This window comes from Arthrobacter sp. EM1, assembly GCF_029964055.1.
In the GTDB taxonomy this organism is placed as follows: Bacteria; Actinomycetota; Actinomycetes; order Actinomycetales; family Micrococcaceae; genus Arthrobacter.
Genome location: NZ_CP124836.1, coordinates 2,148,089 through 2,172,200, shown reverse-complemented (window position 1 = coordinate 2,172,200; position 24,112 = coordinate 2,148,089). Strand labels below are relative to the sequence as shown.

Annotated in this window: 25 protein-coding genes; 22 read left to right on the top strand and 3 right to left on the bottom strand. The window is 66.7% G+C overall.

Annotation, left to right across the window (positions count from 1 at the left end):
- The first annotated feature begins 76 nt into the window (after nucleotides 1-76).
- Nucleotides 77-1,288, top strand: a complete 1,212-nt coding sequence (gene ftsY, locus QI450_RS10025; protein WP_226776179.1) for a signal recognition particle-docking protein FtsY — start codon at nucleotides 77-79, stop codon at nucleotides 1,286-1,288.
- A gap of 98 nt (nucleotides 1,289-1,386) precedes the next feature.
- Here ftsY and QI450_RS10020 read toward each other — a convergent pair whose 3' ends face one another.
- On the bottom strand, nucleotides 1,387-3,078 hold the full coding sequence (locus QI450_RS10020) for a hypothetical protein (RefSeq protein WP_226776178.1): 1,692 nt from the start codon (nucleotides 3,076-3,078) through the stop codon (nucleotides 1,387-1,389).
- Nucleotides 3,079-3,182: 104 nt separating this feature from the next.
- Nucleotides 3,183-4,430, bottom strand: coding sequence for an MFS transporter (locus QI450_RS10015; RefSeq protein WP_226776238.1), 1,248 nt, complete (start codon nucleotides 4,428-4,430; stop codon nucleotides 3,183-3,185).
- A 247-nt stretch (nucleotides 4,431-4,677) separates the two neighbouring features.
- Here QI450_RS10015 and QI450_RS10010 point away from each other — a divergent pair, with 247 nt between their 5' ends.
- Nucleotides 4,678-6,045 carry an ammonium transporter gene (locus QI450_RS10010; protein ID WP_226773368.1) on the top strand — a complete coding sequence of 456 codons (1,368 nt, stop codon included), beginning with the start codon at nucleotides 4,678-4,680 and terminating at the stop codon, nucleotides 6,043-6,045.
- Nucleotides 6,042-6,380, top strand: coding sequence for a P-II family nitrogen regulator (locus tag QI450_RS10005; protein WP_175320845.1), 339 nt, complete (start codon nucleotides 6,042-6,044; stop codon nucleotides 6,378-6,380). The genes QI450_RS10010 and QI450_RS10005 overlap by 4 nt, the downstream gene beginning before the upstream one ends.
- A gap of 98 nt (nucleotides 6,381-6,478) precedes the next feature.
- Here the strand turns inward: QI450_RS10005 and QI450_RS10000 are convergent, their stop codons facing one another.
- On the bottom strand, nucleotides 6,479-7,867 hold the full coding sequence (locus QI450_RS10000) for a glucose-6-phosphate dehydrogenase (protein WP_226773367.1): 1,389 nt from the start codon (nucleotides 7,865-7,867) through the stop codon (nucleotides 6,479-6,481).
- A gap of 152 nt (nucleotides 7,868-8,019) precedes the next feature.
- Between QI450_RS10000 and ffh the strand changes: the two genes are divergently transcribed.
- The 19 genes from ffh (at nucleotide 8,020) to QI450_RS09905 (ending at nucleotide 24,082) form a co-directional block, all read left to right on the top strand.
- Entirely contained in the window at nucleotides 8,020-9,606 is a 1,587-nt protein-coding gene (gene ffh, locus QI450_RS09995) for a signal recognition particle protein (protein ID WP_226773366.1), read from the top strand.
- Nucleotides 9,607-9,664: 58 nt separating this feature from the next.
- Nucleotides 9,665-10,414, top strand: coding sequence for an alpha/beta hydrolase (locus tag QI450_RS09990; RefSeq protein WP_226773365.1), 750 nt, complete (start codon nucleotides 9,665-9,667; stop codon nucleotides 10,412-10,414).
- A gap of 38 nt (nucleotides 10,415-10,452) precedes the next feature.
- Complete coding sequence (locus tag QI450_RS09985; protein WP_226773364.1) at nucleotides 10,453-11,535, top strand: amidohydrolase family protein; 1,083 nt, start codon at nucleotides 10,453-10,455, stop codon at nucleotides 11,533-11,535.
- Nucleotides 11,536-11,637: 102 nt separating this feature from the next.
- Nucleotides 11,638-12,513 carry a VOC family protein gene (locus QI450_RS09980; protein WP_226773363.1) on the top strand — a complete coding sequence of 292 codons (876 nt, stop codon included), beginning with the start codon at nucleotides 11,638-11,640 and terminating at the stop codon, nucleotides 12,511-12,513.
- Nucleotides 12,514-12,739: 226 nt separating this feature from the next.
- The gene (locus QI450_RS09975) at nucleotides 12,740-13,177 is read left to right on the top strand and encodes a hypothetical protein (protein WP_226773362.1); all 438 of its coding nucleotides are present in this window, start codon (nucleotides 12,740-12,742) and stop codon (nucleotides 13,175-13,177) included.
- 206 nt (nucleotides 13,178-13,383) lie between these two features.
- A complete protein-coding gene (rpsP, locus tag QI450_RS09970) occupies nucleotides 13,384-13,806 on the top strand; it encodes a 30S ribosomal protein S16 (RefSeq protein ID WP_104175432.1) in 423 nt (140 codons plus the stop codon).
- Between the two features lies 1 nt (nucleotide 13,807).
- Entirely contained in the window at nucleotides 13,808-14,050 is a 243-nt protein-coding gene (locus QI450_RS09965) for an RNA-binding protein (RefSeq protein ID WP_226773361.1), read from the top strand.
- Nucleotides 14,051-14,161: 111 nt separating this feature from the next.
- Entirely contained in the window at nucleotides 14,162-14,797 is a 636-nt protein-coding gene (gene rimM, locus QI450_RS09960; RefSeq protein WP_226773360.1) for a ribosome maturation factor RimM, read from the top strand.
- The gene (gene trmD, locus QI450_RS09955; protein WP_226773359.1) at nucleotides 14,798-15,607 is read left to right on the top strand and encodes a tRNA (guanosine(37)-N1)-methyltransferase TrmD; all 810 of its coding nucleotides are present in this window, start codon (nucleotides 14,798-14,800) and stop codon (nucleotides 15,605-15,607) included.
- A gap of 230 nt (nucleotides 15,608-15,837) precedes the next feature.
- Nucleotides 15,838-16,197 carry a 50S ribosomal protein L19 gene (gene rplS / locus QI450_RS09950; RefSeq protein WP_226773358.1) on the top strand — a complete coding sequence of 120 codons (360 nt, stop codon included), beginning with the start codon at nucleotides 15,838-15,840 and terminating at the stop codon, nucleotides 16,195-16,197.
- A gap of 101 nt (nucleotides 16,198-16,298) precedes the next feature.
- A complete protein-coding gene (lepB, locus tag QI450_RS09945) occupies nucleotides 16,299-16,979 on the top strand; it encodes a signal peptidase I (protein ID WP_226773357.1) in 681 nt (226 codons plus the stop codon).
- Nucleotides 16,980-17,825, top strand: a complete 846-nt coding sequence (gene lepB / locus QI450_RS09940) for a signal peptidase I (protein WP_226773356.1) — start codon at nucleotides 16,980-16,982, stop codon at nucleotides 17,823-17,825.
- Between the two features lie 11 nt (nucleotides 17,826-17,836).
- On the top strand, nucleotides 17,837-18,502 hold the full coding sequence (locus QI450_RS09935; RefSeq protein WP_226773355.1) for a ribonuclease HII: 666 nt from the start codon (nucleotides 17,837-17,839) through the stop codon (nucleotides 18,500-18,502).
- Nucleotides 18,503-18,629: 127 nt separating this feature from the next.
- Nucleotides 18,630-18,956 (top strand): DUF2469 domain-containing protein, encoded by a 327-nt coding sequence (locus tag QI450_RS09930; RefSeq protein WP_226773354.1) that lies wholly within the window; start codon nucleotides 18,630-18,632, stop codon nucleotides 18,954-18,956.
- A 136-nt stretch (nucleotides 18,957-19,092) separates the two neighbouring features.
- Nucleotides 19,093-19,449 carry a YraN family protein gene (locus QI450_RS09925; RefSeq protein WP_226773353.1) on the top strand — a complete coding sequence of 119 codons (357 nt, stop codon included), beginning with the start codon at nucleotides 19,093-19,095 and terminating at the stop codon, nucleotides 19,447-19,449.
- Nucleotides 19,450-20,997, top strand: coding sequence for a YifB family Mg chelatase-like AAA ATPase (locus QI450_RS09920; RefSeq protein ID WP_226773352.1), 1,548 nt, complete (start codon nucleotides 19,450-19,452; stop codon nucleotides 20,995-20,997).
- A 68-nt stretch (nucleotides 20,998-21,065) separates the two neighbouring features.
- Nucleotides 21,066-22,256: a DNA-processing protein DprA gene (gene dprA, locus QI450_RS09915; RefSeq protein WP_226773351.1), complete on the top strand. Its 1,191-nt coding sequence runs from the start codon at nucleotides 21,066-21,068 to the stop codon at nucleotides 22,254-22,256.
- 99 nt (nucleotides 22,257-22,355) lie between these two features.
- Nucleotides 22,356-23,282 (top strand): tyrosine recombinase XerC, encoded by a 927-nt coding sequence (locus QI450_RS09910; protein WP_282467999.1) that lies wholly within the window; start codon nucleotides 22,356-22,358, stop codon nucleotides 23,280-23,282.
- A gap of 296 nt (nucleotides 23,283-23,578) precedes the next feature.
- Entirely contained in the window at nucleotides 23,579-24,082 is a 504-nt protein-coding gene (locus tag QI450_RS09905; protein WP_056426723.1) for a DUF3145 domain-containing protein, read from the top strand.
- The last annotated feature ends 30 nt before the right edge of the window (nucleotides 24,083-24,112 follow it).

Below are 24,112 nucleotides of genomic sequence, written 5' to 3'. Positions count from 1 at the left end.
CGGCCCGAACCTGAACGGTGCCGGCCCCTTTTTTCGGTCCCCGCTGGGGCTGTGGGGTTTGTGAGAAGCTAGGGGAGTGAACGACATCCTCCCTATTCTGTTGCCCATTCTCGCCGCCCTGGTGGTCCTCGGCGGGCTTATTCCGGTCCTGATGAAGACCCGGAAGAACGTCACCAGCTACCCCGGGAAGCGGGATGAGAACGATCCTGTGAAGCCCGGTGCCGGCGGTGGAACCCTCCTCGAGGACCGTCCCGCACCCCCGGCTGAGCGCAGTGCACCGGACTCCGTGGACCTGGCGGGCCCGGAGACGGTCGACGTCCCGGACAACGTCGCCGGGCTGGAAACCGTTCCGGTAGACACCCCCCTGCCGGTGGCAGGCCGCCTGATCCGCCTTCGCGAACGACTGGTGAAGTCCAACAACATCCTTGGCAAGGGCCTGCTGGCTTTGCTCTCCGCCGACAAGATCGATGAGAACGTCTGGGACGAGGTGGAGGAGACCCTCCTGCTCGCCGACCTTGGCACCGAGCCGACCCTGCAGCTCGTGGACGCGCTCCGCGAACGCGTCAAGGTGCTCGGCACCCGCTCGCCGGAGCAGGTCAAAGCCCTGCTGCGCGAGGAACTCATCAAGCTCGTCGACCCGACCATGGACCGGGCGCTCCGCGTCGAACGCCACGCCGACAAGCCCGCCATTGTGCTGGTCGTGGGCGTCAACGGTGTTGGCAAAACCACCACGGTGGGCAAACTCGCCCGGGTGCTTGTGGCCGAAGACAAGGACGTCCTCCTCGGCGCGGCGGACACCTTCCGCGCCGCCGCCGCCGAGCAGCTCGCCACCTGGGGCCAGCGGGTCGGCGTGGCCACGGTAAAGTCCGACGTCGATGGTGCCGATCCGGCCTCCGTCGCCTATGAGGCGGTCAAGGCAGGCATCGACCAGGAAGTCGACGTCGTGATGATCGACACCGCCGGGCGCCTGCAGAACAAGACCGGCCTGATGGACGAACTGGGGAAGGTCAAACGCGTCATCGAGAAGCTTGCCGAGGTCGATGAGGTACTGCTCGTCCTCGACGCCACCACCGGACAAAACGGCCTGAACCAGGCCAGGGTGTTCGCCGAGGTCGTCAACATCACCGGCATCGTCCTGACGAAGCTGGACGGAACGGCTAAGGGTGGAATTGTGGTCGCCATCCAGAAGTCGCTGGGCGTCCCGGTCAAGCTCATCGGCCTCGGCGAGGGAGCGGATGACCTCGCCCCGTTCGACGCCGAGAGCTTCGTGGACGCCATCCTGAACTAGTCCCGCAGCCACAACGCCGCTTAAATCCAACTGGCTCCCAGGTGGTGTCGTCCGGGTTCCGGCAACGACACCAGCTGGGAGCCAGTTTTTTTGTGGACCTAGTACGTGAAGTTCAGGACCGTGACAGTGCCCGCGGTCAGCTTGAATTGCTGGGTCGGTGAGCCGTACGCGAAACCTTCGACAGTGGCGCGCTCTGCAATCGGAACCGGCTCGGACTTGGCGCCGTCGATCACTGTGCTGTCCTCAGCGCCAAAGCTCGGCCCGGAGAGCTGGGTCATGGTTCCGGTCAGCGCCTTCCCGGGCAGGGTGAGGGTGACGGCTGCCTGGGCGGCCTTCTCCGGATTGTTCTCGTTGACCAGGACCACTGTGGTGCTCCCGTCAGCGTTCTGCAGGGCGTAGCTGAACATCAGGCCACCGCCCGTCGAGTCCAGTTTCAGGAACTTCCCGCCTTCCATCTCGGCAACCATGGACAGGCCAAAGAAGTTGGCCCGGCCGGTGATGACGCCGTCCGGCTTCAGGTAGGGGCCGCCGCTGCAGATGACGGACATGGGCGGACCACCCTTGCACGTCTGAAGCGAGCTGTGGAAACCGATCCGGGTAATGCCCAGTTGTGCGGCGTTCAGGGCATAGTCAGCGGTCCAGAGGGCCGAGCCGTGGGTGCGGGAAGTCTCGTTGGACCCGGGACAGGCGGCAATACCGGTCTCCGGAAGCCACACTTCCAGGCCCGCATCGCGGCCGGCCTTGAGCGCGGCCTGCTGGTAGTCTGCCGCGCGGTCATGCATCAGTTTGTTCATCAGGTTGGCCATGGTGGGCGACGCCAACGGATCCACTTTTCCGTCGCAGCTGTACATCGGATAGTTGTGGAAGGACAGGATCTTCTTCTGTGGAATGTCTGCATCAATGAAGGGCTGCCACCACTTCTGGTCGTAAGCGCCCGGACCGGAAATCGGAACGTTCGGCGCCACGGCGTTCATCGCGTTGGCGTAGGCCTTGAGCTCCGTGACGTACTTCTGAACGTTGTAGTCCCCCGGGCGGACGCCGTTGGAGCCGAAGCCGTTGGGTTCGTTGCCGACAGTAAAGCTCAGCAGCCGGGGTCCGAAGATCTGCGCCGCGTGCTTGGCCATATCCGCAGCGCGGTTCGGGTCGTAGTGGCCCAGATCGACGGTGAGGCTGACCGTTGCGTCTGCGGCCACCAGCAGCGTATTCAGGCGGCTGAGGTCCGCGGGTCCGACGGCACGGACCGGGTGGGCGGCATCGCCCTGGTAGCTGGCGGGAACCGGCTCGTTGCTGGAGGTCCAAAAGAACCGCCGGTCGACGGCGTTGCCGCCAAATCGCAGCACCGGCTGGTCGGCCTCTTTGAACAGCTTGACGATCGAGGCGTTGCTGCCGCTGAGGACGGGATCACCGAGGTCGGTGGCCTCCAGCGAGATGCCGACCAATCCCTTGCTCAGGGACGTGCCCACCTGATCCTTGGCAACCGTCACCTTCAAGGGTTCCACCGCTTCCAGCGGTGACCCGGCGCCGGGTCCGGGTTGTTTGTAGTAGGTGACGGCCGGAGCCGGCGGCAAGCTAGTCGAGGGTGTCGACGCCGAACTGGCTGTCGGGGAAGGTGCCGCCGCCGCGTCGCCGTCCCCAGCCGGCCTGAGGAAGAGCACCAGCGAGGCGATTACGGCCAGGACCGCGATGACCGACACCACGGCAGCGGGCCGGATTTTCCTGTGCTTGCTCCCGGCGCCGGCCTCAGGTCTGTCGTCGGGGGCGTTCTCGGTCGAATGTTCTTGGGGGGGCATAACAAACTTCTCCGGCTTCTGGGTGGGGACTGGCACCAGCCTAACGAAGTCCGCCGGTGAGCGTTGACGCGGACCCGGCAGCGGTCCGGAAGCCCTAGCTGGGATCAGGCGCCGCGCGCCGCCGGCCGCTGGAACGTTTCGCGGGCCAGCAGCCAGCCTGCGGCAGCCGCGATGAGGACACCGCCGGTGACCCCAAACGCCCAGCCGTAGCCCAACCGGTCCGCGAGGAGACCGGCCAGGACCGGGCCGATGATCGCGCCGCTATCGGAGGTCATCTGGAAGATTGCCAGGACCCTTCCGCCGGAGCGCTCGTTGCCGATCACATCGGCCATGGCGGCCTGCTGGGCCGGGCCCAGCAGGCCTGACCCGATTCCGGCGGCCGCGGTGGCGGCGAGGAACCACGGCAGCTCGTGCGTGAACCCGATCGTTGCCGTGGCGGTCCCGGTGACCAGCAAGCCGGCGATCATCATCGGTTTGCGGCCCAGGCTGTCCGCGAGCCTGCCGGAGAACGTCAACGCCACCGCGTTGGCGCCGGCGAACATTGCCAGCGCCCAGCCCGCAGATTCCGGGCCGGCGTTCAGGGCGGCGACAGCGAAGAGCGGCACCGTGGCCATCCGGACGCCAAAGGTTGCCCAGCCGTTCGCGAAGCTGGAGAACAGCCCGGCCCGGTAGGCGCTGTCCCGAAGCGCCGCCCCGAGCTCCATCGCCGGCAGCGCGTTCCCGTCCCGGCGTGCGGCGGCCGGCACATGACTTAGCTGGGTCTGCACCACGAGGGCTGCCAGGATCAGGGCAGCCGCGTAGACCAGGAACGGTACCCGCAGACCAAAGCCGGCCAGCAGCCCGCCCACCACCGGGCCGCACACGTTGCCGATCAGGAACGCCGAGGCGTAGGCGCCGGAAACCCGGCCACGGCTCTCCGGCGGCGCCAGCCTGACCACCAGGGCCATCGAGGCCACCGTGAACATCACCGAGCCGGCGCCGCCGAGGCCCCGGAAAACCAGCAGCTGCCAGTAGTCCTGCGCGAAGGCGCACGCCGCCGTCGACGTTGCAACAATCAGCAGTCCGGCCACATAGACCGGCCGTTCGCCGAGGCGCACGATCAACGCGCCGCCGGCAGGTGCGAAGACCAGCCGCATAAAGGCGAAAATACTCACGATCACAGCGGCCGCCGTCGCGCCGACGTCGAACGTGGTGGCGAACTGGGGGAGTACCGGCGCCACCAGGCCGAAGCCCAGGGCGATCAGGAAAGCGGCCACCAGCATCACCTTGATGTCCCGGGGCAGCACCGCCTTGCCGCTGTTCAGGGTGTCGGCCCGGGGCGGTGATCCCGCGGGGCGGGGGGACTTACTCATGGTGGTGGCTTCCTGGGGAATCGGGCGGGGGACGGCGCGCGGTGGAACGCGTGAAACATAACCGTAACAAGAAGGATTTGCACCGTTTACTTCCGGGAGGTTCTTGTAACGCGCCGGCAATCTAAATCCTCTGCCGGCGAAACACGCTCCCGCCAAGATCTTCTTAGAACGCAAACCGCGTTGAGGCACGCGGAGAATTCCGCAACATTAACTTTCCGACCGCATCCAAGCAAGGAGGACGTGCACCATGGAACTTACCGCAGGTCACGTATGGCTAATGGTGGCAGCAGCACTCGTGCTGTTCATGACACCCGGACTCGCATTCTTCTATGGCGGCATGACGCGCGCCAAGGCCGCCCTGAACATGATGATGATGAGTTTTATCTCCATCGGCATGGTTGGTGTCGTCTGGGTGCTCTGGGGCTCCTCGATGAGCTCCGGCGAGGGCTTCCTGCAAATAGTAGGGAATCCTTTTGCCACTTTCGGTCTGGAGGGCATCAACACCCCTGACGGGCTCATCAAGGTCGGCTACGCAGCCACCTTCGCGATCATTACCGTCGCACTGATCAGCGGCGCAATTGCTGACCGCGCCAAGTTCGGCGCCTGGTCCGTCTTCGTCCCCGTCTGGGTCACCCTGGTGTACGCGCCGCTGGCCTACATGGTCTGGGGCGGCGGGCTGTTCAGCGCGGACGGCGCCATCGGCAAGGCCCTCGGCCCGGCAATCGACTTCGCCGGCGGCACCGTGGTCCACATCAACGCCGGTGTAGCAGCACTGATCCTCGTGCTGATCATCGGTAACCGCAAGGGCTTCGGCAAGGACCCCAACCACCGCCCGCACAACATCCCCTTTGTGATGCTCGGTGCCGCCATCCTGTGGTTCGGCTGGTTCGGCTTCAACGGCGGCGCAGCAACGACGGCGGAACAGGGCGGCCTGATCTGGGTCAACACCCTGGCGGCCCCCGCCGCGGCAATGCTCGGCTGGCTCGTCACGGAACGGATCCGCGATGGTCACCCCACCTCACTCGGCGCAGCCTCCGGTGTGGTCGCCGGCCTCGTCGCCATCACCCCGGCCTGCGCCAATGTCAGCCCGGTTGGTGCGCTCTGCCTCGGCGTTGTGGCCGGTGTGGCCTCCGCGCTCGCCGTCGGTCTCAAATTCCGCTGGGGTTTCGACGATTCGCTTGACGTTGTTGGTGTCCACCTTGTCTCGGGCATCATCGGCACCGTGGCCCTGGGCTTTATCGCCCTCCCGGCTGATGGTGTCGGCGGCGGCCTCTTCTACGGCGGCGGCTTCACCCAGCTCTGGGCCCAGCTCGCAGTGGCCGGCATCGCCATCACCTACTCCGCAGTGATGACTTCGATCATTGCGTTTGCGATCCACAAGACCATGGGTTTCCGGGTTTCCCCGGAACAGGAAGTGGTGGGCGTGGACCTGAGCCTGCACGCCGAAACGGCCTACGAATTCGGAGTCGGCGGGCACGGCGGAAGCTTCACGCCGCTGCACGAACTCATCACCGGCAAGGCCAAGGCCGCAGCGGCCCCGGCCGCCCGGACGGTGGACCCGGCAGCCAACGGCAAAACGACCGCAGCAGCGGGTAAGGAAAGTGTGGAGGCATGAAACTGATCACAGCAATTGTCCGGCCGGAAAAACTCGACACTATCCGTGAAGGGCTTGAAGCCTACGGCGTGCAGGGCCTCACGGTCAGCGCAGCAAGCGGCTACGGCCGGCAGCGCGGCTACACCGAGGTGTACCGCGGCGCCGAGTACAACGTGGACCTGCTGCCCAAGATCAGGGTAGAGGTGCTGGCGACCGACGAACAGGCAGACGACATCCTCGATGTCATCATCGCCAGCTCGAACACCGGCCGCGCCGGTGACGGCAAGGTCTGGACGATGGATGTGTTCGAAGCGGTGCGGGTCCGCACCGGGGAACGCGGAGCGGCGGCAATCTAGCCGGGCGCTCAACGAGAAGCGGGCCGGGAACCTGGAAGGGTACCCGGCCCGCTTCTTCTCTGTCCCGGTGGCTCCGGCGGGAAGCACAGCGGCGGCCCTCAGGCCAGCCAGCCCTCCGGTCCGCCGCTTCCGGCTGCGTACTCTTCAAGCGGTGCGCTGTCCCGGTCCCAGGCCTTCAAGACCGGCCCCAGGATGCGCCAGCAGTCTTCGGCAGTATCGGCGCGGACCGAAAGCAGGGGGTCCCCGGTCAGGACCCCTTCGAGCACCTCCCCGTACGGCAGCAGATCGGAGGCGCTGAGCTCAGCCTTGAGGGTGGCGCGGTCCAGGCTGAGGACGTCGCCGGGGCCGTTTACATCGACGTCGAACTGGAGTGTGTCCGGTCCGAAGCCGATCCTGAGCTGGTTGGGGGAAGCCACCCCGCTGAAGCCCTTGGGCAGCTGCGGGACCGGGCGGAAGGTCACCACGGCTTCCTTGCGTTGGGTGCCCAGGGCCTTTCCGGAGCGCAGGATAAAGGGGACACCCTGCCACCTCCAGTTCTCGATCTGCACCTCGACCTCGGCCAGCGTCTCCGTGCCCCGGGACGCGTCTACGCCGTCCTCCTTGGCATAGTCCGGTACCTTCCGGCCGTCGATCGATCCCGCGGTATAACGGGCGCGGCGGGTGCTTTTCGCGAAGGGCGCCTTGATGCTGCTGGCCCGCAGCACCGTCGCCACGGCATCGCGGAGATCGCGTTCATGTACCGAGGCCGGTGGCTCGATCGCCATCAATGCCATGATCTGCAACAGGTGGCTCTGGATCATGTCGCGCAGGGCGCCGGCGCCGTCGTAGTAGCGGGCCCGGCCCTCCAGCGCGAGGTCCTCGTCGAAGACAATCTCGACCCGTTCGATGTGCTCGCGGTTCCACACCGGCTCCAGGAAGGCGTTGGCGAACCGGAGCCCCAGGATATTTAGAACCGTCGCCTTGCCCAGGAAGTGGTCCACCCGGTGAATGTGGTCCTCCGGGACCAGCGCGGCCAGGGTTTCGTTGAGGTGCCGGGCTGACTCCTCGCTGGAACCGAACGGTTTTTCCATCACCAGGCGGGTCCCCGCGGGCACCTGGCCGGGATCCAGCGCCTCGCACGCCAGCTGGCTGATATGCGGCGGCAGGGCGAAGTAGACCGCCACGGGCCCCTGCAGCTCCGCCAGCAGGCCGGCCAGTTGCCCGGCCGCGGTGACGTCGATCCGGCGGTAGCTGGTGGTGCCGCGGATGCGCTTCAGCTCCCGCCGGCCATCTGCACCGGCCTGGGAGTTCGCGTCGGCGAAGGACTCTTCGAGGCGTTCGGCCCATTGGTCCGGGGTCCAGGGATCCGAGCCGGCGCCCACCAGGGTCAGTCCGCCGGCACGTCCCCGGGAGACGAGCCGGGCGAGACCCGGCAGCAGCAGCCTGCCGGTCAGGTCGCCCGAGGCGCCCAGGATGAGCAGGGTCTTTACTGAATTTTGACTGGTCACCTACGTCAGCATGCCATCATCAAGGCGCGTCTTGGTACCCTAGATAGTCGAGTCCCGTTGTCGAGGCGGTTCGTTCAGGCGAACCTCAGTCGCGACACTGGCGAGCCGGACCGGCCGCCAACTGTAGATCCACTGAAAGAAGTGCACGGCGCGTGTTCAATTCACTCTCTGACCGGTTGACAGCAACCTTCAAGAACCTCCGTGGCAAGGGCCGCCTGACCGAGGCGGACGTTGACGCTACGGTCCGCGAAATCCGGCGCGCCCTCCTGGACGCCGACGTCGCCGTTCCGGTGGTCCGCGAATTCACCGGCAGGGTCCGCGAGCGGGCCCTCGGAGCGGAAGTCTCCGCAGCGCTGAACCCGGGCCAGCAGATCGTCAAGATCGTCAACGAGGAGCTCGTCGAGATCCTGGGCGGCGAAACCCGCCGGATCCGCCTCGCGAAGACCGGCCCCACGATCATCATGCTGGCCGGTCTCCAGGGTGCCGGCAAAACAACGCTGGCAGGCAAGCTCTCCAAGCACCTCAAGGCGCAGGGCCACAGCCCCATGCTGGTGGCCTGCGACCTGCAGCGCCCCAATGCCGTCACGCAGCTCCAGGTGGTGGGCCAGCGTGCCGGGGTGCCGGTCTTCGCCCCGCACCCCGGCGCCACCTCCACCGAGCTGGACCACCCGGCCGGCGACCCGGTCGCCGTCGCCCGTGCCGGCGTCGAAGAAGCAAAGCGGACGCTGCACGATGTTGTGATCGTGGATACCGCCGGCCGGACCGGCGTCGACGCCGAGATGATGGAACAGGCACGCCAGATCCGCCGGGCCATCGTTCCGAATGAAGTGCTGTTTGTGGTCGACGCCATGATCGGCCAGGACGCCGTCAACACGGCCATGGCCTTCGATGAAGGCGTCAACTTCACCGGTATTGTGCTCTCAAAGCTCGACGGCGACGCCCGCGGCGGTGCCGCGCTTTCGGTAGCCTCCGTCACCGGCAAGCCGGTGATGTTCGCGTCCACCGGTGAAGGCCTGGACGACTTCGAGCTTTTCCACCCGGACCGGATGGCCTCACGCATCCTTGATCTCGGTGACGTGCTGACCCTGATTGAGCAGGCGGAGAAGTCCTGGGACAAGGACGAAGCTGCCCGGATGGCGAAGAAATTCGCCGACCAGGAAGACTTCACCCTGGACGATTTCCTGGCCCAGATGCAGCAGATCCGCAATATGGGTTCCATGAAGAAGATGCTCATGATGATGCCGGGAGCGCAGAACATCCGGCAGCAGCTCGAGCAGTTTGACGAGCGCGAGATCGACCGCGTCGAGGCGATCGTCCGTTCCATGACGCCGCACGAACGTGTCGCACCCAAAATCATTAACGGTTCCCGCCGGGCCAGGATTGCGCGCGGTTCCGGTGTGCACGTGTCCGAGGTCAACGGCCTGCTGGAACGCTTTATGCAGGCGCAGAAGATGATGAAGAAGATGGCTGCCGGCGGCGGCATGCCCGGAATGCCGGGGATGCCGGGGATGGGTGGCGGCGGGGCCCGCAAGGGCGGAAAGAGCGCGCCCAAGAAGAAAGCCCGTTCCGGCAACCCGGCCAAAGCCGCCCAGGAGCTCAAGGACGCCCAGGCCCGCCGGACCGAGGGTGCCAAGGCACTGCCGACCGGTGCCTCGTTCGGGCAGCAGGGCACAGACTTCGACCCCTCCCAGTTGAACCTGCCCAAGGGTTTTGACAAGTTCCTCGGCGGCGGCAAATAGGCGCTGGCGGCAGCGATGTCGGCGGCCTGTTGTCGGACCGGTGCCATAGGGTTAGACAATGTTCAAGCAGCGTGTAGTCTTCGTCCACGGGGCGGGCAGCTTCGGCGCTGCCGCGTGGCCGAAACAGCATGGTATGGCGCTGAGCTACGACGCCCTGTTCCTGCGCCGGCACGGGTATGACCCGGTCGAGGAGCCGCTGGAAACGGACTTCTGTGCCGATGCCGCCATTGTGCTGCGGGCCCTGGCCGACGACGGCCGCGGCGAGGCCGGCGGGCACGTTGTGGCACACTCCCAGGGGGCCATCGCCGCGATGATGGCCGCCGTCGAACGGCCTGAGCTGGTGCACTCGCTGACCCTGGTGGAGCCGGCCTGTCTGTCACTCACCGCGGAGCTGCCGGCGACGGCAGCGCACCGGGCGCTGATGCAGCCGCTCTTCGAGGTCCGCCAGCACCTAAGCGATGAGGACTTCCACCGCGAATTCGTCCGCCGGGTGTTTGCGGCCCAGAGCCCGGCCCAGGCGGGCCTCGGTGACCCGAACCCGGAAGACCAGCGTGAGGCGTGCCGCCTGCGTCTCCAGGCTCCGGCCTGGGAAGCTCCGCTGCAGATCGTCCCCGGTGTCCCCACTTTGGTGCTGACCGGCGGCTGGGAACCGCTGTATGAAGAGATCGCAGGCTATTTGCGTGACACCGGTGCCGTGCACCGCACAGCGGCGGGCGGGCACAGGCCCCAGGACTCGGCGGAGGGAAACCGTCTGATCCGGGCGTTTATCGCCGATGTTGGCCGGCAACAGCACGCCCATGCCTCCTAGCCGTTTCCGGAAGCGCCCTGCGCAATAGGCTTGATCCCATGACCCGCATCATCGAGTTCACCGGACCCATCCTTACCGGCCCCGACCGGGAACGCCGGGGCCTCTGGTCGGTCGACGGCCTGCTGACCTTTGACCGGCCCGCACTCGCCCCGGACCTCGTTCTCGACGGCTGGGTCATCCCCGGGCTGGTTGACGCGCACTGCCACATCGGACTGGGTCCGGGCGGGGACGTGCCGGCGCAGCTGGCGGAGGAACAGGCCAGGACCGACCGTGACGCCGGCACCCTGCTGGTCCGCGACGCCGGAGCCGTCCACGACACCCGCTGGCTCCAGCACCGGACGGAGCTACCGCGCATCATCCGTTCCGGCCGGCACATCGCCAGGACCCGGAGGTACCTCCGTGGCTTCGCCGTCGAGGTGGAGCCCCTGGAGCTGGTGGAAGCCGTGCGCAAGCAGGCGCGCGCCGGCGACGGCTGGGTCAAGCTGGTGGGGGACTGGATCAACCGCGACGACGGCGACCTCGCCCCCTCCTTTCCCGCGGCGGTGCTCAAGGACGCCGTCTGGGCCGCCCACGATGAAGGCGCCCGGGTCACGGCCCATTGCTTCGCCGAAAGCACCCTGGATGACATGCTGGACGCCGGAATCGACTGCATCGAACACGCCACGGGCCTGCTGCCGCGGCATCTTCCGAGATTCGTCGAACAGGGTGTGCCGATCGTCCCCACGCTCATTAACATCGCCACCTTCCCCGACATCGCCGCACAGGCCGAGGCAAAGTTTCCCCGGTACGCGGAGCATATGCGCGCCTTATGGGAGCGCCGGGCAGAACGTGTCCTTGAGGCCTTCGAAGCCGGCGTCGCCATCTATGCCGGGACGGACGCCGGAAGCGTTATTAAACATGGGCGCATCGTTGATGAAATCCAGGCGCTGCACGCAGCCGGGCTGCCGGCCCTTGCGGCGCTCGACGCCGGCGCATGGGCCGCCCGGGACTGGCTGGGCGCGCCCGGTATCACCGACGGCGCCAGCGCCGACGTCCTGGTCTGCACAGAGGATCCACGCGGCAACCTGGCCGCACTGCAGGAGCTGAGGCACATCGTGCTGCGCGGCGAACCGGTCCGTTAGGGATAAACCCGGCTCACTTGGAATAAGTTGAAGCTTCAAGTACTTTAGATATATATCTAGGTCATCGAGCGTCGGTGGCCCTCAAAGCACCGGAGTGATCACATGACCGCAGAAGCCAGCACCCAGGATCTCCTTCCGGCCGCCCTGACGATGGGCGCCGTGATGCTCAAGGTTGGCGACCTGAAGCTTATGACCGACTACTACCAGCGCGCCCTCGGCCTGGACATCGTGGCCGAGCAGGACGGCGGCCTCTACCTCGGGCGCCGGCAGAAGCCGCTGGTCCACCTCGCGCCGGCGCCCGGACTGAGGGCCGCGTCCCGCGGCGAGGCCGGCCTCTTCCATACCGCGTTGTTGTTCGAGGACCAGCAGTCCCTCGCCGCCACCGTCGCCAGCGCCGCGCAGTACCAGCCGCAGTCCTTCAGCGGCAGCGCCGACCATCTGGTCAGCGAAGCCTTCTACTTCACGGATCCCGAGGGCAACGGGATCGAGCTGTACTGGGACCGCCCACGTGACGCCTGGTCCTGGGACGGCAAAAACGTGATGATGGACAGCCTGGCCCTCCCGCCACAGCGCTACCTGGAAGAGTTCCTCACCGAGGAGTCCGTGGCCGGGCAGCGCGAGGCCAGCGCCGGCGTTGGGCATGTCCACCTGCAGGTCGGCGACGTCCGGTCCGCCGAGGATTTTTATGTCGGCACCCTCGGATTCGAAAAAACGCTGGCCATGCACGGCCAAGCACTGTTCGTCTCGGCCGGCGGCTACCACCACCACATGGCCATGAACGTCTGGAACAGCCGGGGCGCCGGACCCCGCCGGGACACCCTGGGGCTCGGCGAGGTGCTGATCGAAGTACCGGCCGGAGACGACGTCGGGGCCCTCGCGGACCGCCTCAAGGCCGCAGGGGTCCAGTCCCACCACACCGGGGCTGAACTGCGCTTCGAGGACCCGTGGCGGAACCGGATCCGCGTCGCCGTGCGCTGAGCGCGGAAGCGGGCTGGGCAAGGCTCTGGACATGTCCACTGGTGGCCGGCAGGGGAGTTGGACATGTCCACTGGTCGCGGCCGGAAGTGGGCATAGCGGGGATATGTCCAGTGGCTGCGGGCGGCGGAGGGCATGTCCATCCCGGGCGCGGCTGCAGTGAAGCGGTTAGGCTGAAGAGACGCCAGCAATGCGGCCCGGCGCCGCCAGACAACTAAGGACGAGCTCCATGGGATTCACCGAAGTCTTTGTCTCCACCCACGATGAAGCCCTCAAACGTGCAGCCGCACTCGACGGCGGGGCTGCAGCCATTTCCGCGGCGGTGCGGATTGCCGAGATTACCGACTTTGAAATAGAGCGCCTCGGCGACCTGGCGGGAACCGCCGTCCACGCAGCCGGCGCCGACTACGAGCTGGCCATGGTGGACGTCGCCAGCGATTCCCTGCTCGGGGTCCCGCCGGCGATGGTCCGCGCGCTGGCGGAACTGCTCAGCTATGAGACCGAAGGTGAAGGCGAAATCCTCGACGACGTCGCCGAAAGCTGGGCGGCCGAGGAGGACATGCCCTTTGGTGCGGAGCAAGCCGTCCGCTATGTCCGCCAGCTCGCCGACCTTGCCGCCGCCGTCGACCCCGCCAGCAAGTCCGGGCTCTACGTCTGGACGTCCTGACGCGCCGGATGTCCTTTGACCGGACCGGTTGCGGGTGTCAAGTCGAAATCCCCGCGCTGATCTGGCACAATGGACAGGTACTTGATCTGCGTGGCCCCTCTCTCCGCGTCCGGATCTTGTCCTTTTAGAACCCCCTAGTACGGCCCGCCCCACGGGTGCAGAACGCCGGGCTCGACCCCGTTTCAGAAACAGGAGTGACCACAAAAGTGGCCGTAAAGATTCGCCTTAAGCGCTTTGGCAAGATGCGCGCACCGTACTACCGTATCGTCGTCATGGACGCACGCTCCAAGCGTGACGGCCGTGCCATCGAAGAGATCGGCAAGTACCACCCGACCGAAGAGCCCTCGTACATCGAGGTCGACACGGACCGTGCCCAGTACTGGCTCGGCGTCGGCGCACAGCCGTCCGAGCAGGTCGCCGCGATCCTCAAGATCACCGGTGACTGGCAGAAGTTCAAGGGTCTGCCGGGCCAGGAGGGCACCTTGAAGACCAAGGCTCCCAAGGCTGCCTTCGTTACCCCGGAAAAGGGTTCCGTGATTATCCCGGAAGCCATCACCAAGAAGGCCAAGAAGGACGACGCAGCCGAGGCCCCCGCCGACGCAGCAGCAGAGACCACCGAGGCTGAGTAAATTGCTGGCAGAAGCGCTCGAACACCTCGTCCGCGGGATCGTTGACAGTCCTGGGGATGTTAAGGTCAGTGCGAAGAACAACCGCCGCGGGGACACCCTCGAAGTGCGCGTTCATCAGGACGACCTCGGACGGGTGATCGGCCGCCAGGGCCGCACCGCACGCGCCTTGCGCACTGTGGTGGCGGCGCTGACGGACGGCGAACCGGTCAGGGTCGACGTCGTCGATACCGACCGCCGCCGGTAACGCTTTCAGCAGCATTTGTCTTGAGTCCGGCCCCTTCACCAGATAATGGTGGAGGGGCCGGACTGTTTTCCCCCGAGATCCACATCCCCATTTACCCGAACAGAGGAACAGATGCAGCTTCAGGTGGCACGAATCGGCAAGCCCCACGGCATCCGCGGCGAAGTGACTGTCCAGGTGCTCACCGATGCGCCCGGCGACCGCTTCATCCCCGGGACCCAGTTTGTGGTGGAGCCGGCCACAACAGGGACGCTCACCGTCCTCAGTGCCCGCTGGAACAAGGACATTTTGCTGCTTGCGTTCGAAGAGATCGAGACCCGCAATGAGGCGGAGACCCTCCGCGGCGCCAAACTCTTTGTTGAAACCGAAGAACTCGACGATGATGACGATGATGAAGGCTGGTACGAGCACGAACTCGAAGGCCTGGAGGTGCGCGTCGGGGACGCGGTGGTCGGCAAGGTCTCCGGCCTCCGGACCCTTCCGGTCCAGGACCTTCTCGTAGTCACCGCTGCCGACGGCACCGAAGTGCTGATCCCGTTTGTGGAGCAGATTGTCCCCGAGGTCAATGTCGGGGAAGGCTACGTCCTGGTCACCCCGCCGCCGGGACTCTTTGAGGTCAATGCCGAGGACGAGGCCAAGACCGGCGACACGCCGGCGTCCGACCCCGCGTCGACCAATGCTGCCGGGTCCGCCACCGCCCCCGCGTCTTCCGCTGCCGCCGGGTCCGACGACGCAGGAGACGTAGCCTAAATGAGGATCGACGTCGTCAGCATCTTCCCCGAGTACCTGGCACCGTTGGAACTGTCCTTGATTGGCAAGGCCCGCCAGGACGGGCTGCTGGAGCTCAACGTCCACGACCTCCGCGGGTTCACCACGGACCGGCACCGAACCGTTGACGACACCCCGTACGGCGGCGGAGCCGGCATGGTCATGAAGCCCGAACCTTGGGCCCAGGCCTTGGCCGCCGTCGCTGCGGACCGGCCGGTCGGCGCAGCGAAGCCGGTCCTGATCGTGCCATCGCCGGCGGGGGAGCGGTTCAGCCAGGCCACGGCCCACAAGCTGGCGGAGGAAGACCGGCTGGTGTTCGCCTGCGGACGCTACGAGGGCATCGACGAGCGCGTGATGGAATGGGCCGCCGAACACTTCGCCGTACGCCCCATGAGCCTGGGCGACTACGTGCTCAACGGCGGCGAAGTGGCGGTACTGGCGATGGTGGAGGCCATCGGACGCCTGTTGCCCGGCGTCGTCGGCAACCCCGAATCCCTCGTCGAGGAATCGCACTCGGACGGGCTGCTCGAGTACCCCGTCTACACCAAGCCCGCCAGCTGGCGGGATCGTGAGGTTCCGGCGGTGCTGCTCAGCGGCAACCACGGCAAGATCGCCCAGTGGCGCCGGCACGAACAGTACCGGCGTACCGCCGAACGCCGTCCGGACCTGCTTGCGGAGTTCGACGCCGGCAAGCTGCCGCGCGCGGACCGTACCGCTTTCGCGGACCTCGGATACAACGTCGTCGACGGCCGCCTGCTGCGCCGCGCCGACGCCGGCGGCCAATCCGATTAACCGGATTGGCTGGATGGCCCCGGGTGTGGCAAAATTAGTCCTTGTGCCTGCTGGGTTGCGAACCTGCCACAGGGGGAGCGTCACCAACAGCGCGGCACCCCGGCTCCGTCAATTCCTGACAGGGCCGGAGCGACACTTTTTCGGCGGGAATTTCCGGGCCGCTCTTGCGCCCGGGCTTGGCCGCCGTGACCTAACGTGAAGGACCTGTGGCGTTCACCAGGAGTGAATCAATGCATATCCTCGATTCCGTAGACGCAGCCTCGCTGCGCACCGATGTTCCGACGTTCCGCGCGGGTGACACCCTCAAGGTTCACGTGAACATCATCGAAGGCAAGAACTCCCGTGTCCAGGTATTCCAGGGCTTTGTCCTGGGCCGCCACGGCGACGGTCTCCGCGAAACCTTCACCGTCCGCAAGGTCTCCTTCGGCGTCGGTGTGGAGCGTACCTTCCCGGTGCACTCCCCGATCATCGACAAGATCGAGCTCGTCTCCAAGGGCGACGTGCGCCGCGCCAAGCTGTACTACATGCGCAACCTGCGTGGCAAGGCCGCGAAGATCAAGGAAAAGCGCGACTTCCAGCCCGCAAAGTAAGTCCTTCCGGACTACTAGTGGTCCACCGACCGTGTCCGGCCAGCGCCGGAACATCCGTGACAGCGCTGTTTGCGTCATAAATGCGCTGGAGGATACGGATCATGGAACACACACAACGCCAGCCCAGGAAACTCGGCTGGCGTTTTGTGTTGCTGGCCGTGTTGCTGGCCGTGCTCATCAGCGGCCTGGTCCGCTCGGTCTGGCTCGACGTCTACTACATCCCCTCCGCGTCGATGGAGCCGCTCCTGCGCGAGGGGGACAGGATCCTGGTGTCCCGAACGGACTTCCGGGCCAAGCCGGTGGGCCGCGGCGACGTCGTTGTCTTCGACGGCCGCGGCTCTTTCGCCCCGCTCAACAGCGGCAACGGCCCGGTGCTGGACTTTCTCAGCGGCGTGGGGCACTGGGTCGGCGTGTCAGGTGCAGATGAAAGCTACGTCAAACGCGTCATCGGCCTTCCCGGTGACCACGTGGTCTGCTGCGATGCCGGCGGCCGCCTCACAGTGAACGGCCAGCAAGTTGCGGAACCCTATCTGTACGGGGGGGACGCCCCAAGCGAACTGAAATTCTCCGTGCTCGTTCCGCCCGGCCGCCTCTGGCTGATGGGGGACCACCGCTCCCTGTCCGCCGATTCCCGCAGCCTTCTGGGCGCCCCAGGCGGGGGCATGGTGCCGCTGGAGCGCGTGATTGGCAGGCCGGTTCAGATCATTTGGCCGCTTGATAGATTTGCAGCAGTAGCTCGGCCGTCCGCGGCCACCACCACGACAGCGAAGAACGGACAGTAGATGCCCGAGACCGGACCCCGGAATCCCGATCCGCAGGGCCAGGACGAGCCCTGGATTGTTTCCTCGGCAATCCCTGCCAGGGAGCACGCTGCGGATCTTCCGGCCGCGGGCGGACCCGCCCATGCGGGTCGCGCGTCGAAGCGTGCACGCAAGGCGAAAGCCCAGGAGCGGCACAGTCCGCTGTTCCTTTGGGTGAAGGAAGTGGCCACCGTGGTGCTCGTCGCCATTGTGCTGTCCTTCCTGATCAAGACCTTCCTCTTCCGGGCCTTCTACATTCCGTCCGAGTCAATGGTCAACACCCTGGACGTCAACGACCGCATCTTTGTGAACCTTCTGGTCCCGGAACCGTTCGCCCTGGAGCGCGGCGACGTCGTGGTGTTCAAGGACACCCAGGGCTGGCTGGTTCCTGCGGCACAGAAGGCGGCTGGCCCGTTCAGCTGGGCGCAGGACAGCCTGACATTCATCGGTCTGCTGCCGGACAACTCGGAGCAGCACCTGGTGAAGCGCGTGGTGGGGCTTCCGGGCGACCACGTGGTCTGCTGCGACGCCGGAGGCCGGCTGATGGTTAACGGCGCGCCGCTAGACGAGTCCTACATCAACCCCGCCGAAGTGCCCCAGGCCCGCGACTTCGATGTTGTGGTTCCCGAAGGCAAGGTTTGGGTCATGGGCGATAACAGGAATCATTCCGCGGACTCGCGCGCCCACCCGGACAGCAACGGAGGCTTCGTCAACATCGCCGACATCGAAGGAAGGGCGGCCGTCATTGCGTGGCCGCTGAACCGCATCGGCGGCCTCGACAACTACCCCGACGTGTTCCGCGACGTACCCGCGCCGGCCGGAAAGTAACGGCAGCAGCGATGTCCCAAGCCCCCACCCTCGACTACGAGCGCCGCTTCCGAAATGCGGGCGCCCGACTCGTCGCCGGCGTTGACGAGGTGGGCCGCGGTGCCCTCGCCGGACCCGTCAGTGTGGGAATCACGGTGGTGGACCTCGAGCAGCAGGTGCTGCTCGCCGATGTTAGGGACAGCAAGCTGCTCAAGGTGGCGGACCGTGAGCGGCTGGTGCCGCTGGTCCGGAGCTGGAGTGTGGCCAACGCCGTTGGGCACGCCTCGGCGAAAGAGATCGACGACGTCGGCATCGTCGCGGCGCTGCGGCTCGCCGGCACCCGTGCCTGGCTCGCCGTCCTCGCCGCCGGGGTCACCCCTGACGTTGTGCTGCTGGACGGCAGCCACAACTGGCTCTCGCCGGTGGCTCAGCCATCCCTGCTCGACGACGGCCCGGTGGAACCGGGCTGCGACGCGCCGGTGCACACACTTGTCAAGGCGGACATGCAGTGCCTGAGTGTCGCGGCCGCATCCATCCTGGCCAAAGTCGAACGCGACGGCATCATGCGCGAACTGCACAGCGAATACCCGGCCTTCGGCTGGGACGTGAACAAGGGCTACGGCACGGCCATACACAAGGATGCGCTCCGAGCCGCCGGGACCACGCCGTACCACCGGGTGAGCTGGCAGCTGCTCTAGTCACCGCACCGGCGCCGGTTAGCACACCTGCCGCCGGGGCGACTGCGGGACCGCCGGGGAGGGGCCGGGGCCCGCCGCGGGACGGACCGTGGCGCGCGGGCCACGCCGGATGGTGCAAGATGGAACTATGAGTGCCGAGGACCTTGAAAACTATGAAACCGACATGGAGCTGCAGCTTTACCGCGAATACCGCGACGTTGTCGGCCTGTTCAGCTATGTGGTCGAGACCGAACGGCGCTTCTATTTGGCCAACCATGTTGACCTGCAGGCCCGCAGTGCCGACGGCGAGGTCTATTTCGACCTGACGCTCCAGGATGCCTGGGTCTGGGACGTGTACCGCTCCGCCCGCTTCGTCAAGAGCGTCCGCGTAATTACCTTCAAGGACGTCAACGTCGAAGAGCTCCCGCGCAACGAGGAGCTCGGCCTGCCCAAGGTCGGCGACCTGGGGAACTGACCCGGTTTACCGGCGATGACAGCGGTACTGCCGGGGTGGCAGCGCACTCCTCTGTCCAGCGCTTTCTTCGCCATGGTTTTCCACATAGCGTCCTGACGCCCTAGGCTGCCCAGCGGCGCCGCCGCACGCTGGTTACATGAGAGCTAAAGACGTGCTGGGCCGTCGGGGCGAGGAATTCGCGGCCGGATACCTGGAAGCCCGCGGCATGCGGATCCTGGACCGCAACTGGCGGTGTTCCGAGGGCGAAGTAGACATAGTTGCCCTCGACGGCGACACCCTGGTCATCGCAGAGGTGAAGACTCGCAGCTCCCTGGACTACGGGCATCCTTTCGAAGCCGTCGGCGTGGACAAGCTGGCCCGGCTGCACCGCCTCGCTTCCGCGTGGTGCCGCGACCACAGCCGGCGGGCACCGCTGCGCCGACTGGATGTGATTGCCGTCCTCGACGACGGCATCGGCGAGCCCACTGTCGAACACCTCAAAGGGGTGGGGTAGGTGGCTCTCGGACGGAGCTACTCCGTGGCGCTTGTGGGGCTCAACGGCTACATCGTCGAAGTCGAAGCCGACATCGGCCAGACCCTCCCGGCGTTCATCATTTTGGGCCTGCCCGACGCGTCCCTGAACGAAGCGAAGGAACGGATCCGCAGCGCCGCCCAGAACTCGGGCATTCCGCTGAGCCGACGGAAAATCACGGCCAACCTCATCCCGGCGTCGCTGCCAAAACGCGGCTCCGGCTTCGACCTAGCCATCGCCATGGCGATCCTGCTGGCCTCCAATGATGTGCGCTCCACCGGCCGGACAGTGTTCATCGCGGAACTGGGGCTGGATGGCCGGCTGCGGCCCGTCCGCGGGGTTCTTCCCGCCGTGATGGCTGCTGTGCGGGCAGGCTACAGCGACATTGTTGTGGCGCGGGCAAACGCCGCCGAAGCAGAACTCGTGCCCGGTGCACGGGTGCGTGGTTACGCCACCCTGGCCCGGCTGGCCTTCGATTTCGGTGCTGATCCACAGGATTTGGCCCTCGACTTCGAGCCCGATCCCGGGACCGGTGAGCCTCGGGCCGAGGCAGAGGGGCCGAACCTCACACCACCGGATATGTGCGACGTTTCCGGCCAGGGGGATGCCCGCAGGGCGCTGGAGGTCGCCGCCGCCGGCGCTCACCATCTGCTTTTGACCGGCCCGCCGGGAGCCGGGAAAACGATGCTGGCCGAGCGGCTTCCCGGCCTCCTGCCGGACCTTGGAGACGCCGAGGCCATGGAAGTCACTGCCATCCATTCGCTCTGCTCACTGGCCTCGTCCTCCCTGCAACTGGTGCGCAGGCCGCCGTATGAGAACCCCCACCACACCGCCACCTCAGCGGCCATAATCGGCGGTGGCTCCGGGCTGCCCCGGCCCGGGGCCGCTTCCCGGGCGCACCGCGGTGTGCTGTTCCTTGACGAGGCGCCGGAATACGAGCGCCGGGTCCTGGATGCGCTCCGGCAGCCGCTGGAGAGCGGCGAACTCGTACTGCACCGCTCGGCTGGGACGGCGGCGTACCCTGCCCGCTTCCAGCTTGTTCTCGCGGCTAATCCGTGCCCCTGCGGCAAGGGCACAGGCAAAGGAATTGACTGCATCTGTACCCCGACAATGCGCCGGCGGTATCTGGCCCGAATTTCCGGGCCGCTGCTGGACAGGGTCGACATCCAGCTGCAGGTGGAGCGGGTATCGCTGACCGATTTCGGCCAGCCCGGGGTGGAGGAGGATACCGCCACCATTGCTTCCCGTGTCCGGGCCGCCCGGACACGGCAGCTTCAGCGGCTGCTGCCGTTCGGCTTGGAGACTAACGCCCAAGTGCCCGGTCGTGTGCTCCGGGGCGCCCTCCGCCTCAGTGCTCCCGCCACCCGGATCCTGGACCACGCCCTGGAGCGCGGGATGCTGACCGCCCGCGGTTACGACCGGGTGTTGCGCCTGGCCTGGACCGTGGCGGATCTTGCCGAACACGACATCCCGGTTGCAGACGACATCGGGCTGGCTCTCAGCCTCCGGCAGGCAACCCTTGCTGCCTGAGTGCCCCCGCCTGCCGGCACGGTCAAGCCGCGGCCCCCTATCCAGCCATCGTGTAAAAGGACGCCACCATGACAGAGAATGAACGGACCGCCCGGGCGGCGTTGTCGCGGCTTTTTGAGCCGCAGGACTGCACCGGCCTGGCACTGGTGCGCATCGCCGGCGCTGCGGATGCGCTAAGGATTGCTACCGGTGAGATTCACGCCGGCACGGAACTGGAGCGTGACATATTTCTCCTCCTGGAGGAGACCGGGTCCGCCGGCGGCTGGACGGGGCTGGCGACGGCCCGGAAGCGCTGGGCACCACGAGTCCAGGACTTGGCCCCGGAACGCGACCTTGCCACCATCCTGAGGCTTGGCGGGCGGCTGGTCATCCCCTCCGACGAACTATGGCCCCGCCAGTTGGCAGACCTCGGACTGCAGGAGCCGATCTGTCTGTGGTGGCGGGGAAATGAACAGGAGCTGCCGCCGCCTGCCACATCCGTTGCACTGGTCGGCTCGAGGGACAGCACCTCCTACGGCGCCTCCGTAACAGGCGATCTCGCGTATTCACTGGCACAGCGGGGGTTCACGATTATCTCGGGCGGCGCCTACGGGATCGATGCACACGCCCACCGAGCCGCCCTCGCCGGCGGAACCGACGGCGGCCTGCCTACCATCGCCGTGATGGCAGGGGGAGTGGACCGCTTCTATCCCGCCGGCAATGAGGACCTGCTGCGGACCGTCGCGAACCAGGGGGCAGTCCTGGCCGAGGTTCCGCCCGGTTCTGCCCCGACGCGGTACAGATTCCTGCAACGGAACCGGCTGATCGCCGCGCTGGCCTCGGTCACGGTTGTGGTGGAGGCCCGGTGGAGGTCGGGCGCGCTGAACACAGCCCACCACGCCGAAACGTTGGGCCGGGCCGTCGGGGCAGTCCCCGGCTCGGTGCACAGCGCCAACTCCGCAGGTTGCCATCGGCTGCTCCGGGAAGGCGGTGCAGTCTGCGTCACTGACGCGGGGGAGATTGCGGAGCTTGCCTCTCCCAGCGGCGAATCGTTGCCCGAGGACAAAACCGGCCCCGCAGCAGTCCAGGATGGGCTGACGCTGGAGGACCTGATCCTGCTCGACGCCCTGCCGCTGCGGACCACAACCTCGGTGGACAAGCTCACCACCGTCGCGGGACTCAGCCTCGATTCCGTCCGCGCGGGCCTGGGCCGGCTCGGGCTGCTGGGACTGGCCGAAGCTCACCGCGGCGGCTGGAAGCGGTCCGGGAAGGCGGGTTGAGGGTCCGGGGGCATGGCGCGGAGTGCCACGGAGGGCAGCCGACCAACGGCTCGCCGTCGGGCTCCCTGAGCACCGGGCGATTCCTGCGAGAGTAGGGGAGTGTCCACACAGCAGATCCCGACCGCACTGGCCACCGCCGGCCAGCACTTCGGCCGTTACCTGGAGGCCGAACGCGGCCGATCTCCCCATACGGTGCGCGCCTACCTCTCCGACGTTGGTTCTCTTCTGGAGTTTGCCGCCTCTGAAGGAGTGGAGGAGCTGCCCGGATTGGAGCTTGGCACTTTGCGGCGCTGGCTCGGCGCCCAAAGCGAAGCGGGCATCTCCCGTGCCACCTTGGCCCGCCGCTCCGCCACGGCCCGCGCCTTCACCGCCTGGGCTGTCCGCGAAGGACTCATCGTCGCTGACCCCGCGCTTCGGTTGAAGGCGCCCAAGCGGGAGAAGTCGCTGCCCGGGGTGCTGCACCAGCAGCAGGTCCTTCGGCTGGTTGGAAACGCGGAATCCGCGGCAGCCGAGGGCGGACCCGTCCCGCTGCGCAACCGGGCCATGGTTGAGCTGCTCTACGCCACCGGCATCCGGGTCGGTGAGTTGGCAGGCCTAGACGTGGACGACCTCGATCCCGACCGCAGGACCCTGCGGGTACTGGGCAAAGGCAACAAGGAACGGACGGTGCCGTACGGGCTTCCCGCTGCGCTCGCCGTCGACGACTGGCTCCGCCGCGGCCGGCGCGTCCTAGCCACTGACACCTCCGGTCCCGCGCTGTTCCTGGGTGCGCGCGGTAAACGGGTCGACCAGCGGCAGGTCCGCAGCGTCGTCCACGACCTCTTGGAAGCTCTGGGGGACACCGCAGCCACCGGACCGCACGCCCTCCGGCACTCTGCCGCCACGCACCTGCTCGACGGCGGGGCCGACCTCCGCGCCGTGCAGGAAATCCTGGGCCACAGTAGCCTGGCCACCACCCAGATCTACACCCATGTCTCCGTCGAGCGGCTTCGGCAGAGCTATCAGCAGGCCCATCCGCGTGCCTGATCCCGCCGCCGCGCGTCGGCCCGGCTAGCGGGACCGGTCCCGGAGGTTACGCTGCGCGGCGCGCCGGGAAAGACGCGCCGCAGTGCACTGGCGTAATGCGGTAGCGTACGGCAGAATGGGACTCACGCCCGGCAACTTTCAAGTGCCGCTTGAAGCTCTTAGCCTCCAGCAGCACCAGGAACCGGGCCCTAATTTAATAGTCTGGCGAGGACCATCCGCAGCGCGGAACCGAGCAAGAGACACACATCCAGGCAGAGGTCGTTGGGGAAGACGTACCTACAGCTATGGAGGATGGAATGTCTGTTGCACTAACCCGCGGTGTGTTGTTTGTTCACTCTGCCCCAACTGCCCTGTGCCCCCACGTTGAGTGGGCCATAGGTTCTGTTGTGGACAAGCGGACGGATCTTGAGTGGACTGCTCAGCCAGCAGCGCCCGGAATGTTCCGGGCTGAACTGTCGTGGACCGGAAACCCGGGCACGGGGGCGCAATTGGCGTCAGCTCTTCGAGGCTGGGCGCACCTGCGCTACGAAGTCACCGAAGAACCCAGCCAGGGCGTTGATGGCGGCCGCTGGTCACACACACCCGAACTTGGCATCTTCCACGCCGTCACCGACGTGCACGGAAACATCATGGTCTCCGAAGACCGAATCCGCTACGCCTACGAATCCGGTGCCGGCGACCCTTCTGCGGTTTACCATGAGCTCTCCCTGGCCCTCGGCGAAGCCTGGGACGAAGAACTCGAACCCTTCCGGCATGCCGCCGAAGGTGCACCGGTACGCTGGCTGCACCAAGTCGGCTAAGACCCGCCAGCCAGGAGCCACCGCACCACA

Excerpts from the sequence above, each read along its gene's own strand:
- QI450_RS10020 (WP_226776178.1), bottom strand. The coding sequence starts at position 3,078 with ATGCCCCCCCAAGAACATTCGACCGAGAACGCCCCCGACGACAGACCT.
- QI450_RS10015 (WP_226776238.1), bottom strand. The coding sequence starts at position 4,430 with ATGAGTAAGTCCCCCCGCCCCGCGGGATCACCGCCCCGGGCCGACACC.
- QI450_RS10010 (WP_226773368.1), top strand. The coding sequence starts at position 4,678 with ATGGAACTTACCGCAGGTCACGTATGGCTAATGGTGGCAGCAGCACTC.
- QI450_RS10005 (WP_175320845.1), top strand. The coding sequence starts at position 6,042 with ATGAAACTGATCACAGCAATTGTCCGGCCGGAAAAACTCGACACTATC.
- QI450_RS09990 (WP_226773365.1), top strand. The coding sequence starts at position 9,665 with ATGTTCAAGCAGCGTGTAGTCTTCGTCCACGGGGCGGGCAGCTTCGGC.
- QI450_RS09985 (WP_226773364.1), top strand. The coding sequence starts at position 10,453 with ATGACCCGCATCATCGAGTTCACCGGACCCATCCTTACCGGCCCCGAC.
- QI450_RS09980 (WP_226773363.1), top strand. The coding sequence starts at position 11,638 with ATGACCGCAGAAGCCAGCACCCAGGATCTCCTTCCGGCCGCCCTGACG.
- QI450_RS09975 (WP_226773362.1), top strand. The coding sequence starts at position 12,740 with ATGGGATTCACCGAAGTCTTTGTCTCCACCCACGATGAAGCCCTCAAA.
- rimM (WP_226773360.1), top strand. The coding sequence starts at position 14,162 with ATGCAGCTTCAGGTGGCACGAATCGGCAAGCCCCACGGCATCCGCGGC.
- trmD (WP_226773359.1), top strand. The coding sequence starts at position 14,798 with ATGAGGATCGACGTCGTCAGCATCTTCCCCGAGTACCTGGCACCGTTG.
- rplS (WP_226773358.1), top strand. The coding sequence starts at position 15,838 with ATGCATATCCTCGATTCCGTAGACGCAGCCTCGCTGCGCACCGATGTT.
- lepB (WP_226773357.1), top strand. The coding sequence starts at position 16,299 with ATGGAACACACACAACGCCAGCCCAGGAAACTCGGCTGGCGTTTTGTG.
- lepB (WP_226773356.1), top strand. The coding sequence starts at position 16,980 with ATGCCCGAGACCGGACCCCGGAATCCCGATCCGCAGGGCCAGGACGAG.
- QI450_RS09935 (WP_226773355.1), top strand. The coding sequence starts at position 17,837 with ATGTCCCAAGCCCCCACCCTCGACTACGAGCGCCGCTTCCGAAATGCG.
- QI450_RS09930 (WP_226773354.1), top strand. The coding sequence starts at position 18,630 with ATGAGTGCCGAGGACCTTGAAAACTATGAAACCGACATGGAGCTGCAG.
- QI450_RS09925 (WP_226773353.1), top strand. The coding sequence starts at position 19,093 with ATGAGAGCTAAAGACGTGCTGGGCCGTCGGGGCGAGGAATTCGCGGCC.
- dprA (WP_226773351.1), top strand. The coding sequence starts at position 21,066 with ATGACAGAGAATGAACGGACCGCCCGGGCGGCGTTGTCGCGGCTTTTT.
- QI450_RS09905 (WP_056426723.1), top strand. The coding sequence starts at position 23,579 with ATGTCTGTTGCACTAACCCGCGGTGTGTTGTTTGTTCACTCTGCCCCA.